Source organism: Paenibacillus sp. FSL H7-0331, from assembly GCF_001956045.1.
The window spans coordinates 89,975-103,045 of record NZ_MRTH01000005.1; the positions used below are offsets into that span (position 1 = coordinate 89,975).

The 13,071-nt window shown below is 48.6% G+C and carries 10 protein-coding genes; 7 read left to right on the forward strand and 3 right to left on the reverse strand.

What is annotated here, in order from left to right:
• Window positions 1-21: 21 nt before the first annotated feature.
• From BK127_RS09125 to BK127_RS09150, 6 genes are read left to right on the forward strand one after another with little or no spacing between them, the layout of a single operon-like run.
• On the forward strand, window positions 22-1,623 hold the full coding sequence (locus tag BK127_RS09125; RefSeq protein WP_076229729.1) for an ABC transporter substrate-binding protein: 1,602 nt from the start codon (window positions 22-24) through the stop codon (window positions 1,621-1,623).
• Window positions 1,586-2,566 (forward strand): nickel ABC transporter permease, encoded by a 981-nt coding sequence (nikB, locus tag BK127_RS09130; protein WP_076229730.1) that lies wholly within the window; start codon window positions 1,586-1,588, stop codon window positions 2,564-2,566. The genes BK127_RS09125 and nikB overlap by 38 nt, the downstream gene beginning before the upstream one ends.
• Complete coding sequence (locus BK127_RS09135; protein WP_256711235.1) at window positions 2,563-3,483, forward strand: ABC transporter permease; 921 nt, start codon at window positions 2,563-2,565, stop codon at window positions 3,481-3,483. The genes nikB and BK127_RS09135 overlap by 4 nt, the downstream gene beginning before the upstream one ends.
• A complete protein-coding gene (locus BK127_RS09140; RefSeq protein ID WP_218639006.1) occupies window positions 3,437-4,513 on the forward strand; it encodes an ABC transporter ATP-binding protein in 1,077 nt (358 codons plus the stop codon). Before BK127_RS09135 ends, BK127_RS09140 begins: the two co-directional genes overlap by 47 nt.
• Window positions 4,476-5,243, forward strand: a complete 768-nt coding sequence (locus BK127_RS09145; protein WP_076229731.1) for an ABC transporter ATP-binding protein — start codon at window positions 4,476-4,478, stop codon at window positions 5,241-5,243. Before BK127_RS09140 ends, BK127_RS09145 begins: the two co-directional genes overlap by 38 nt.
• Before the next feature lie 14 nt (window positions 5,244-5,257).
• Window positions 5,258-5,965: a class I SAM-dependent methyltransferase gene (locus BK127_RS09150; protein ID WP_076229732.1), complete on the forward strand. Its 708-nt coding sequence runs from the start codon at window positions 5,258-5,260 to the stop codon at window positions 5,963-5,965.
• 126 nt (window positions 5,966-6,091) lie between these two features.
• Here BK127_RS09150 and BK127_RS09155 read toward each other — a convergent pair whose 3' ends face one another.
• Both BK127_RS09155 and BK127_RS09160 read right to left on the reverse strand, forming a co-directional pair.
• On the reverse strand, window positions 6,092-8,017 hold the full coding sequence (locus tag BK127_RS09155; RefSeq protein WP_076229733.1) for an aliphatic sulfonate ABC transporter substrate-binding protein: 1,926 nt from the start codon (window positions 8,015-8,017) through the stop codon (window positions 6,092-6,094).
• Window positions 8,018-8,257: 240 nt separating this feature from the next.
• Window positions 8,258-10,363 carry a methyl-accepting chemotaxis protein gene (locus tag BK127_RS09160; protein ID WP_076229734.1) on the reverse strand — a complete coding sequence of 702 codons (2,106 nt, stop codon included), beginning with the start codon at window positions 10,361-10,363 and terminating at the stop codon, window positions 8,258-8,260.
• 260 nt (window positions 10,364-10,623) lie between these two features.
• Between BK127_RS09160 and BK127_RS09165 the strand changes: the two genes are divergently transcribed.
• On the forward strand, window positions 10,624-11,448 hold the full coding sequence (locus tag BK127_RS09165) for a TerD family protein (protein ID WP_076229735.1): 825 nt from the start codon (window positions 10,624-10,626) through the stop codon (window positions 11,446-11,448).
• Between the two features lie 122 nt (window positions 11,449-11,570).
• Here BK127_RS09165 and BK127_RS09170 read toward each other — a convergent pair whose 3' ends face one another.
• Window positions 11,571-12,929, reverse strand: coding sequence for an FAD-dependent oxidoreductase (locus BK127_RS09170; RefSeq protein ID WP_076229736.1), 1,359 nt, complete (start codon window positions 12,927-12,929; stop codon window positions 11,571-11,573).
• Between the last annotated feature and the right edge of the window lie 142 nt (window positions 12,930-13,071).

Consider the following 13,071-nt stretch of genomic DNA (forward strand, 5'->3'; position numbering starts at 1 on the left):
ATGAGAGAAGGTTTAAGAAACATGATAAGCAAGTTGTACCAGCAAACACGACAATATGCAAAGATAGGACTGTTAAGCGCCGGTATGGCAATCGCTTTATGGGGTTGCAGCAGTCCAAGCCCGCAAATGGCGGAAAAGCCACCAGCAGCACCCAGCCAAGTACAGCCAACTGAGGTCGTATTGGCGGCTCCACGCGACCTGGCTCCGGGTCCACAGGATGCTTATTACACGAGCACCATTCTCTATGTATGGGAACCGCTGATTACAGCAGGCGAAGACGGTAAGCCTGCGCCTAAGCTCGCTGCTTCCTGGAAAATGTCGGAGGACGGCAAAGAATGGACGTTCCAGCTTCGCCCTGATGTAACTTTTCATGATGGAGAAAAGCTGAATGCCGATGCAGTTATCGCCAATTTTAACCGTTATAAGCTTGCCAGTCCCAAAAGCTCACCCTTTTACACATTGGACATTAAAAGCTCGTACCCCGGTTTAAAAGAGGTAACCAAGGTTGATGACATGTCGTTCAAGCTGAGCTTCGAGACGCCGCAGCCAACTTTGCTGTATTCAATGGTTAACTTCTCCAGTCCGATCTACAGTCCCAAAAACTTTACCGATAAAGGTGATTTTAACGGATTGCCGCAAGGGACAGGACCTTTCAAGCTGATCAAGCACGAGAAGGATCAATATGCGCTGCTGGAAGCCTATGATGGATATTATGGCGATAAAGCCAAAACGAAGACGATTCGCGTTCGCGTCATTCCCGACCCGGATACAAGACTGTCGGCTCTGAAGTCAGGTGAAATTATGGGTGTTATGGATTTGGGTGCAATTCCTCCTGCCTTGGCCAAGGAGCTGTTGAAGGACAAGCAGTTTGAGGTTTCAGTAGCGAAATCGACGATTTCCCACTACCTGCACCCGAACGGCAAAAAGCCGCCTTTTGACAATCCAAAGCTGCGGCAAGCGATTTCGCTGGCGATCGATCGCCAACAGTTGGTGAAGGAGCTTTATTTGGGCTACCCTACCGCTACGGTTAATTTCCTAAATGTAACGTCTCCTTTCTATAAGGATTTTAAAGTGGACTATAATTTGGCGGAGGCCAAGAAATTAGCTGCTGAAGCGCTTGGCGGCAAACGTGAAAAGGTCGATTTGATCGTACCGACTTATGGGCTGGACCGTTACCCTTACAAGGCGCAGGCCGAGCTGCTCCAGGCGGTATTCAAGGAGCTTTCTCTTGATGTGGACATCCGTATTCTGGATGGCGCTGCATTCAAGGAAGCACAGAGCAAGGGCGAATATAATCTGGCTTTGGCCACGCAAGGACTTCCGAACGGTGATCCGTTCACACTGTTCACCAATTATTTGGGCAGCACAGGTTCAAGCAACAAGAGCTATAGTCTCGGTTACAAAAATGACCGTGTAGATCAATTGCTTAAAGAGGCTAAGGACGCGCTTGGCATGGATGAGAGAGCCAAGATTTATAATGAGCTGCAAGCTTTGGCTGTACAGGATCTACCGACAATTCCGCTGTTCAATGATGCCAGCCTGATTGCTTACAACAAGAAGATTAAAGGCTATCAAGCGACGATTTATGGCACTACGCTGCCGCAATTGGAATGGGCTAAGTAGCATGCTGTATGTGTTCCGCCGAATAACGGCCGCTATTCCTGTGCTGATCGGTATATCGCTGATTGCTTTCATGCTGAACCTGGTCTCTCCCGGCGATCCTGCTGTAGAGGCGCTGAGCTTAAGCGGAATTAAAGAGCCTACCGAGCAGGAGGTTGCAGTGAAGCGGGAGGAGCTTGGGTTGAATGACCCAATCCCCGTTCAATATGGACGGTGGCTTAACAGAGCTGTACAAGGCGATCTGGGCACCTCCTACATGACGAAGGATTCGGTAAGCGGTGAAATTATTCGCCGTCTGCCCGTCACACTCTCTGTAGCTCTGCTTGCTGTTGTGTTAGCGGTCGGTACAGGGATTCCGGCAGGCATGCTGATGGCCTTAAAGAAAAATGGCTGGATCGACCATGCTGGACGTGCCGCTGCTATGCTGCTGGTATCGATTCCCGGCTTTTGGATGGCCATCCTGCTGATTACGTTATTTTCGGAAAAGCTCCATCTGCTGCCGACCAGCGGATACGGTACATGGAAGCATCTGGTCATGCCGGCGATTGTGCTTGCTTCAGGAACGAGCGCCGTATTGATGCGGTTAACACGGTCTACCTTACTGGAAACGATGAACCACAACTATATTTTGACGGCAAGGGCCAAAGGGCTGCGTGAAGGAAATATCGTCACCTGGCATGCGCTTCGCAATGCATTAATCCCGTTAGTTACCGTAATCGGTACGTATTTTGGTGCGATCATGGGCGGTTCTGTCATTGTGGAGGTCATCTTCGCTTTGCCTGGAATCGGCAGATTTGCGATTGAGGGGATTCTGCGCAGGGATTACCCGGTCATTCAAGGGTATGTCGTGTTCACCGGGTTTGTCTATGTCGTATTTAATTTGCTTACGGATTTTTCATATTTGATTATTCATCCGCAGATGAGGCTGGGAGGAAAGCTGAAGTGACCTTAAAACCTGACAGCGCAACATCCCAAAGTCATGCTTCAGCTGCATCCAGCTTCTCCGTGATGAGAAGTCGGTTATCTGCCATTGGCAGCACGCTGTCTCCACTTGGTATCGCTGCGATTCTTATTCTATTCACGATCCTGACAGCGAGCATTCTTGCACCGTGGATTGCTCCGTATGACCCGAATCAGATCCAGATGTCTGAGCGGCTTGCACCGCTGTCCTTCAGTCATTGGCTTGGTACGGATACACTGGGCAGGGATGTGTTCAGTCGTATTTTGTATGGCGGGCGAATTTCTATTGTGCTGGCTCTTGTAGTGACGATTGCCACAATGTTGATCGGGCTTATTATCGGGACGATAGCGGGATATTTTGGCGGATGGTTGGATGATTGTATTCAGATCGGTATTAGCATATTCCAGGGCTTGCCTGGACTGAGCTTTATGATCGCGATTGCGGGTACGCTTGGGCCGGGTGTCAACAGCTTGTTTATTGCGTTGGTTGTCACCTCCTGGGCAGATTTTTCCCGGGTCGTGCGTGGCGAAGTGATGAAGATTCGTGAGGAGTCGTATGTCGAGGGCATTCGGGCGATGGGTGGAAAGCATGGCTACATTGTGCTTAAGCATGTAGTACCGAATATGATAGGTCCCATTATTGTACTGTTTACCGTGAGGATTGGGCGGGTGATTCTGTCTATTGCATCCTTAAGCTTCCTCGGCTTGGGGCTGCAGCCGCCATCTCCGGACTGGGGAGTTATGGTGAACGATGCGAGACCCTACTTCCGCAGTTATTTTCATCTGATTGTTGCGCCTGGACTTTGTATTGCGCTAGTTTCTTTGGCGATTAACTGTTTGGGTGATGTATTAAGAGATGTTTTCGACACTAAGTCAGAAAAAGATAAATTCTGGGTTTCCTGATGGACAGGAGAGCGGTACTTGCGGCGACAGGAGCTCGGGGGTAGCAGAAGGAGGAGGGAGACGTATTAGTACGCTTTTATCGATTGAACAGGTATCCGTCGGATTTCAGACAGCGACCGGTACAGTCAGGGCAGTGGATAATGTTACCCTGGAGCTGCAGCAGGGGCAAATTCTCGGTCTGATCGGGGAAACGGGCAGCGGTAAATCGGTACTGGGGCTCTCGATTCCCGGTCTGCTGCCTTATCATGCATCCATAGCGGGAGCGATTCATTACAAGGGACGTAATTTGCTGGATTTGGATTCTGAGCATATGCGCAAGCTGCGTGGAACGGAAATTGCCTTCATCCCGCAAAATCCTGCTTCTTCCTTGAACCCGGTCATGCGAATAGGCCGACAAATGATCGAAGCGATCAAGAGTCGTGGATCACGGGCAAGCAAGCGTGAGCATGCGCTGCGTCTGCTGCAGGAGCTGCAGCTGCCAGATCCTGAGGACAAGCTGCGGCAGTATCCTTTTCAACTGAGCGGCGGTATGAAGCAGCGAATTCTGGCAGCAATGGGGGCAGCAGGAAGCCCGTCGCTCCTGATTGCCGATGAGCCAACCAAAGGACTGGACGCTTTGGTACGCTATCAGATGGTTGAGCTATTGCGGAGGACTGCCAAGCATACGGGAGCGGGCATGCTCGTCATTACCCATGATCTGCAGGTAGCCAAGTCGTTATGTGATGTAGTTGCTGTCATGTACGCCGGACAAGTGGTCGAGATGGGTGCTGCGCGGGAGCTGTTTCATCAGCCGCAGCATCCGTATACGCAAGGCTTGCTGCGTTCGATGCCTGTTCATGGGATGGTGCCGATTCCAGGGTCGAGCCCCGGACTTTCGGATGTACTGCCGGGCTGCAGATTTTATCCGCGCTGCTCGATAGGTGTTCCATCTTGCAGCAGCAGAATTCCTGAGCTGGTCACGTTACAATCGGGCAAGGTGAGGTGTTGGTTACATGATCCGAGTGGAGGGCTTGTGCAAGACGTTCACTAGCGGCTGGCTGCATCGAAGAAGGGTGGAGGCCGTAAAGGACGTTTCCTTTTCCATAGCCAAAGGAGAGACTTTGGGCCTGGTTGGGGAGAGCGGCTGCGGTAAATCGACCTTATCACGGCTAATGATCAAGCTGCTGCCTGCCGATCAAGGCCATATATATATGGAAGATCAAGATATTACGAATTATACAATGACGCAAATGCTTCCGCTGCGAAGGCAGATGCAAATTATATTTCAGCATCCTGACTCTGCACTCAACCCTCGCCAAACGATGCAGCAAAGTTTGATCGAGCCGCTGCTGCTGCATCGTTTGATGGGCAAGGACGAAGCCCTGCATAAAGCTGTAGAGCTGCTGGAGCTTGTAGGCTTGGGCAGCGATATGCTGATTCGCTATCCGCATCAGATCAGTGGTGGACAAATTCAACGGGTCGTGATTGCCAGAGCCTTGACTTTGAATCCGAGGTTTCTTGTATTGGATGAGCCAACCTCGATGCTTGATGTATCTGTGCAAGCGCAAGTAATGGAGGTGCTGCAGCAGGTGCAAAGTCAATTCGAGATGGCGTATTTGTTCATTTCTCATGATCTGGAGCTCGTTGCCCATGTCTGTCAGCATATGGCCATCATGCATCAGGGGGAAATTATAGAGCAGGCGTGTAGTAAGGAAGTCATGGAGCAGCCGCAGCATCCTTATACAAGACAACTAGTACAAGCTTTTGGAGATATGAGATAAAGGAGCGATTTCGAATGAACGATAAACCACATGAGCTTGCTCCATCTACCTACTGGATAAAGGCCTGGGAACAAGCCGTGTTATCCAACACGCGTACCGCAAGCGATGAGGAGGAAGAGCAGTATTGGCAGGAGCATGCATCTGTGTATGACGAGCGCAATCCATTGGCGCCTTACACCCAGGTTATTATGGAGCAAGTAATAGCGGACTTGAAGCCAAGTGATCATCTGCTGGAGGTTGGACCGGGTACAGGCGGATTTACTCAGCTATTGGTTCCTTATGTAGCCTCGATTACATTGGTTGAGCCATCAGCCGCCATGTATAAGGAGTTATGTCTCAGCTGGGCAAGCATGAGCTATCCGCTGCCGAAAGCGATCGCGCTGAAGTGGGAGGAAGCGCCTCCGCTTCAAGCAGACATCCTGTTCAGCGCAAATGCGGTTTACCGGATTCGTGATATGAAGGCATGTTTGATCCAGATGAATCAGACGGCTACACGCCATGTGTTTCTCGTGCAAACGATCGGAAGACCTTTTGCCGGGCCGCTGCAGGTCGAGCTGGATGGGGCAGCAACGGAGCGGGAGCGTGCAGCTGCAATCTCTGATATATTAACGGAGCTTGGGATCAGGCATCAATATCGATCGTTTCCGATACAACGTAAAAACGGCGCCGTGCATGATGTTGCTCTTATTCATTGGGAGCCGCAGGCTGTATCTACCGATTAGATCAGCACTAGCGTTGATCGGATCAGATCGCTGCGATTATTTGTGCTGATTCGTTTCCCGGTATTGACTCGGTGTGACATATTGTGTACATAAGAATAGTAGAGATTCAGATGTAACGTCTCTGGATTATTTGACCAGCAGGAGATCGAAGTCTATGTCCTTGTTCAGAAAGCCTTCCTGTTTAATAAGCTGGGCAAAGCCCCGCAGCGTGGATAGATCGGTTGTGGAATTCCAGATTATTCGTTGTAGCGCGCGCTCAATTGCATCTACGGATAGTGATTGTCCGGTTAACTGCTCAAGGGATTGGGAAAGCGTGTGATAGGTGCCCGGTCTCTTCTCGCTGATGGACAGCATGGACGCATTGTGTGCTTGCAGGAATCGGGAGACGGTTTGAGGGTGATTGTGAACAAAATCGCGATTAACGGCAATGACTGTATTCGGGTACTGCCCCCCATTATACAGCTCCTGCCAATCGACGAGTACGCGTGCTGCCGCTTTATTTTCCAGAAGGGTTACCCATGGCTCCTGTACCAGAGCCGCATCGACTTGATTGCTTGCAAACATGGAAATGAGAGCGGAGGGCTTCGCTTGAATAATACGAATATCGCCTCCACGAAAGACGTCCTTTAAACCGTGGCGTCCCAGCAGCTGCCGGAGCAGTATATGCTGGCCATTGCCATATTGCGGAATCGCAATGGTTTTTCCTCGTAACTGTTCGGCCTGCTGAAGGTTTGAGTCTGCTCGTACAAGAAGTGCGGCTCCTCCTTGATTGACACCGGATATGATTTGAATATTTTGTTTTTTGGAAAAAGCCTCAAATACCGGACCTGGCCCTGTATACCCGATATCAATCTGATTGTTTAATAAGGCGTCGACAACCGCAGGCCCCGCCGAAAAAGCACGTGTTTCGAATTGCCCGTCAAATTGTTGTTCGAATAGCTGATGATGGATTGCCAGCAAAGCCGGAGCGTGAGTTAAATTGGGTATAAATCCGATTCGGATTTGTTGTGTGGTTTGTTTCGTTTCCGAAGCGGCATCTCCAATGATTTCAACGACACCCGCTCTGAGATCCTGAGAAATGCTTTGTAAGTCCTGCGTTGATCCGGCAACGGTGAGTACGGAGGAGGCTTGTTTTTCAGATAAACGTGCTACTTCATAAGCGGATGACAACGATTGCTGGGCTAACGAAGTTACGGTGTGCAGATGCTGGATCAGCAGATCCTTGCGATAGCTGGCCGTATGCAGGAACTGACTGGCCTCGGCTGAGTGTTCCGTGATATGAGACAGATTCAGATGGATCGAATCGAACTGCTGCTTCGTTTCTACAACCGCTTGAGAGACATTTTGCGAGGATTTACGTGTCTCGTCTACAATTTCGCTGAAGGCTCTCACTTGCTGCTGCATACCCTGAAGCAATCCGGTAATAGTCCGTCCGTTGACCGCACTTTCGACGGCCAGCTTTCTCACCTCCTGGGCAACCACTGCAAAGCCTTTACCTTGCTCGCCAGCGTGGGCCGCTTCAATAGAAGCATTCAGAGAAAGCATTTGAATGCTTTGCGAGACTTGAAAAATAGATTCCATCGCTTTGGAAATAGCTTCTGTCTTATGCTCCAGATCTTTCATGGTCGTATGTAATTTATTCGAGATTTCCTTATTATGTATCGATTGCTGGGCCAGTAAATCAACCGTGGACTTGCCGGCTTCCGCTGCATGCAGCGATTGGACCGTAGCGGTCTCCACGTGCTGGATCTGTTGGACGGCTGTGTTCAGAACCTCACCCAACGCTTCGGAATGGACCAGACTTTTCTCGGTTTCTTCGGACTGAAGTGCAGCAGCGTTAACAATTTCATGGATGGACAACGAGACGGTTTCCATATTTTCTATCGTATTCTTTACAAAATGAAGAAGTGAATCTGTAGAATCCGATAAGGTGCCGCTAGTTTGGTAGAGCTTTTTAAATTGTTCTACAGGATGGTTTGGCTGGACTGAATCTGCTTTTTCCAAGGCTTTAAAAGAATGGATAAAGTGTAGGCTCTTACTGAGCAGTGTCATGGAATCAACCTCCTATAAATAATAAAAAAACTGATCGTGTGCGGTACTTATCTAAGTCATGTATAATAAATTAAAACATAGTATTCTTATTGGAATAATTGATGAATAATTTATCACGCTTGTATTTATTTGTCAATTGAAATAAAAACAAGCCATTTCCTCGAAGGAAATGGCTTGTAAATACAATTCAAACAGCTTATGAAGAAGCTGAATATGAGAAGGCATAGAGCAAAGCGAAGGCTACACTTTGAATTTGGATAATTGATCCAGGAGCTCTTGTACCATCGCGCTTAACGCTTCGGAGGACGAGGAGATTTCCTCCATTGACGCCAGCTGCTCCTCAGAGGAGGCTGCGATGCTTTGCGAATTTGCCGAGGAGTCCTTGGCAATTCGGGCAGAGCGATCGATTGATGACGCCACCTGCTCGGAGCTTGCAGATATTTGCTGTACCGCGGCCGAAACCTCATCAATTTGTTGATTGACACCGCTCATTTCCTTGGTGATCGCTTCAAATAACTGTCCGCTTTCCGACACGGATGCTACACCTTTGACGACCTCAAGCGTGCTTTGACCCATGGCGCTCATAGCCAGGCTCGTTTCCTGAGTCACATCATGAATGAGTTGAGCTACATTTTCCGCAGCGAGCTTGGTCTGCTCGGCCAGCTTGCGGACCTCGGCGGCAACGACGGCAAAACCTTTTCCCTGTTCGCCAACACGTGCAGCCTCAATTGATGCATTCAGTGCAAGTAAATTGGTTTGTGTGCTGATGTTGGTGATGACTCCGATAATACTACCGATCTCTTCTGATTTGGCATTCAGACGGATAATAGAGGCCTCGGATTGGTCAACAGAGGAACGGATGACTTCCATTTGCTGAACCGCTTCATGAATGCTGTGGTTTCCTTTTTCCGTTTGATCCATAATTCCTTTGGCTGCCTCCGCAACGTTGACGGTCGAATTGGCAATTCGATTCATGCCCTGGGTCATTTCATCCATAGCTCTGGAAGAATCGTAGGCCTGCTGCTCTTGCGTCTCGGAGCCCATGGCTACCTCCTGGATCGCTTCAACAATCGTTTCGGTAGCGCGTGTCGTCTCTTCAGCACTGGCTGCCAGTTCCTGTGAAGTAGCTCCAGCTGACATGGATAAATCACTGACCAGCTGAAGGAGTTGGCGAAGCTTCTGGATCATGACATTAAAATGCTCAGCCATGACGCCAAATTCGTCTTTGCTGTTGACAGGAACCGTATGGGTGAAATCGCCCTCTGCCAAGTTTTTCAATATTCTGATCACACTGTTCAGTGGATTCACAATGACCTTCCATACAATCAAGGCCAAGAGCAGCCCAAGTAATAATAAGGAAGCGACTGCAATCCCTATGGATATGTAAAGGCTGTCGTAATAGGCCTGAAGTACGGCAGTTAGAGGAACAACGGTTTCTATGTACCACTTGTCCTTGCTGCCCTGAACGGTAATTGAATCAAAGTCGCGAATGGAGGCTACACCGTTTACGTTGTTGGAAAACGTCTGGGTTTTCCCGTTCTGTAGTTGGTCCCATACTTGCTGCTTATCTGGATTATCTACATAATTTTTGGCAACCAAGTCAGACTTTCCACCATGAGCAATATACATGCCTTTGCCTGATATTACGGTGATGTAGCCACCTAATGGTTTTTCTTTCTCGATCTGCTTTTGCAGCGTATCCAATGCGATATCCGCACCTAATATTCCAATAAAATCTCCTTTGGCATCGAGAATAGGATATATAACAGAAGTCATCAATACCTGCTTGCCGTCAACCTGATAGGCGTAAGGCTCGATAATAGTGATCTGCTTGCTGCGTTTTGCTAATAAATAATAATCCCCAGCGCCTTCCTTCTCGTAGTCCTTCAGTGGTTCTATCACTTGTTTATCGTTGCTTCTAACAATATAGGGGATGAAACGACCTGTTGTATCGTCATAAGGTGCTTTATTTACATTAGCTTTATCATTACCATCAAAAGCATTGGGCTCCCACAGCGTGTAAAGAGCGAGAATGGAAGGCTGCTTTTCCAATTCCTTGCCTAAAATTCGGATGATGTCCTCACGGGATTGCTTCTTTTGTGTGTTAGCATCCAGAGCGACTACGGATAAGCCCTTGAGAACCGAGCTGATACTGACCAATTCCTCCTCCAGGGAGATGGAAAAGTCTTGTCCCGCCTGGTGAGCGCTTAACATGCCTTTGTCCAGACTGATGGTATACAGCTGCTTCAGATTCAAGGCGATTAAACAAGCAAAAACGATGAGAAGAGAAAAGCCGAGTGTCAAGGAAAGCTTCAACGAAAGTTTTAAGTTTTTGTACCATTGCATAATAGAAGTCCCCTTCATACATAGATGATTTGTCTGACTACATATTAACATAGGCAGCTGGTGTATAGGATCATTTTAAACGTAAATTGTTAGGAAAGTGTACGGTTCAGATTAGAAATTATTTAATGTTATTCATATCTTTTGCAATCATTACCAAGTGGAACGTCTGGTATAGGAAAGTAGAGTGTGATCATGGTATTGTAGTATGATAGATATGAGGTTAAATGTGTAATTTGGAACCAAGATGGAGGGTAGATCCAATGGCTAATCCCATAACGAATTTGCTTACAGGGGCCAACACGACGTTGGTCAAGGAACCTATACTTGAAGTCACGGTTTCTTGGGAAAGCGCTCCGGCTGGGCTGGATATGAGCTGTTTTATGATAGGTGGCAATGGCAAAGTACCTTCGGATGATTTCTTTATATTTTATAACCAGCCTGCCGATCCGCATCAGCTTGTGGAATATAAGGCGACAGAGGCTAAGGCGGTCGTTTTTTCAATTAATCTGGACAAGCTTTTGGCGACTGAAATTGATAAATGCGTTTTCGCCGCAACATTGGATGGACCGGGAACCTTTAAGGGTGTCAACGGCTGCAAGGTGACAGGCCACACCTCTCAAGCAGACATCGTGTATGAAATCAAAGAGGCGGGCGATGAAACATCGCTGGTTTTAATGGAATTGTATCGCCATCAAGGCTGGTGGAAGCTGCGTGCTATTGGCAGAGGGTTTAACGGAGGGCTGCAGCCGTTGGCAGAGGCTCATGGTGTAAGTGTGGCTGATGAGGAGAATGAAGCTGTGATGGAAGCAGAGGACACTGCATCCAGTCCGGTACGCGCAGCGACACAAGCAGGGAGTGAGTCATCTGCACCCGTACCAACACCAGCACCTGCAAATGCTCCTGCAAATGGAACCAAGCCGGCTTCGGTTTTTGCAGACCAAGCCGCATCGACATCTGTGTTTTCCTTTCAATCGAGGTCAACCTCGATATTTGCTTTACAGCCAGCTGTGACATCCATATTTGATGCTCAACGATCTCGGATATCGGTGTTTGATGCCAAATCGGGAGGCGTAGTATTTAATTAAGGTTGAGAAATGTAAGTATAATCAATAAATAAACACGAAGCAGTCCGTAAGGGCTGCCTCGTGTTTATTTGCATCATATAGATAATCGACTGTCGATGATCCTCGAGCATGTCCTGATTGTGCTAGTCTAATACCACATTGGCCGCTCTCAATCTATTCTGGAGCTCCTGTACATTAATATGCTGTGGACTTACTCCATACTCTACAGCTAAGCCCGCCGCAGTTCCCGCTGCTTGCCCAGTAGCCATGCAGCTGGGTGTTAAACGCGTTGTCGCCAGAGCTTCGTGAGTTGTGGAGATGCAGCGTCCGGCGGTCAGCAGATTGGTGATTTTCTTGGACAGCAGGCAGCGGTAGGGGATATCGTAAGCCCCATCTCCTTGTACCCAAGCGGCTGTCACACTTTTATTGGAGGGGTCGTGGATATCAATCGGATAGCCGCTGCGGGCGATGACATCCTCAAACCTGCGTCCCCCAACAACGTCCTCCGCTTGTAAAGCGTATTGGCCATCGATTCGTCTCGATTCCCGCACGCCGATCTGTGCCCCCACTTGAGAGATGGAGGCGCGCTCAAAGCCAGGCAGGTTTTGCTGCATGAAATCGGCTACCATCATCACCTGTTTGCGGCCGAGTGTTTCGGCCTCGGTCAAATCCTCGACATTCGTTCCGTTTAATCCCTGCACCCTCGTTGTATTGACCAGTACCTCATCGTCATTAGGACCTGTAAAAAACAGCACCTGATCACGATTGATCGGCAAATCGGCTTCCTTCCAATGTTTGAAAAAACCCAATACACCGGATAAAGGCAGCTCAGCGAGCTCGCTGAACGGTGTTTTTTTATAAAATTCATCAGGATGATCCAGCATATACTGCTTCACCTTGGGCAAATCGACACCGCGCATGCGGAATTTCATCGTCATCGGCTGTGTTTTGCCGTCTTCGTCCCGACCCGTCAGGCAGGGTGCCCCTGATAAGTGAGCGACATCCGCATCTCCTGTCGTATCGATAAACACCTGTGCACTTATTTCTATTTTGCCGGACTTGGTCGTGATATGAACCGCTTCGATTCGATCTCCGTTCACTTGTACGTGGTCGACAAAGCTGTGCAGCAGCAGCTTTACCCCGGCGTCCTGAAGCATGTCAACAGCCAAAATTTTGTAAACCTCCGGGTGGTAAGGGGTAATGGTGTTGACGAACCCGACTGTGTCGCGGAGGTGCCCGGGTGAAGCATTTTGCGCCATCAAACGATCAATGATTTCCTGTCCGATGCCCTTGATCACCTGCTTGCCCTCCACCGTATGGAACGTCATCCACGGATAGACGAGCGCCGCTGTAGACATGCCTCCAATAAAACCGTACCGCTCGATCAAAATGGTTCTTTTACCGCTTCGTCCCGCTGCAATTGCTGCGCAAACCCCGGCTGGTCCCCCTCCACATACAACAATATCTGCCTCGATCTGGTTATTCTGAATGGTATTCGCCATGCTGGTTATCGCTCCCGTTTGTGTAGAATGGTTTTCATATCGTTCATCTAGGGCTTATTATAAAGAAACAAGAACTTTAAGTTGAGTTTAAATTTAGTTTAAAAAATGATTGCAATCGTTTAAATCATTTTCGATTTATCAA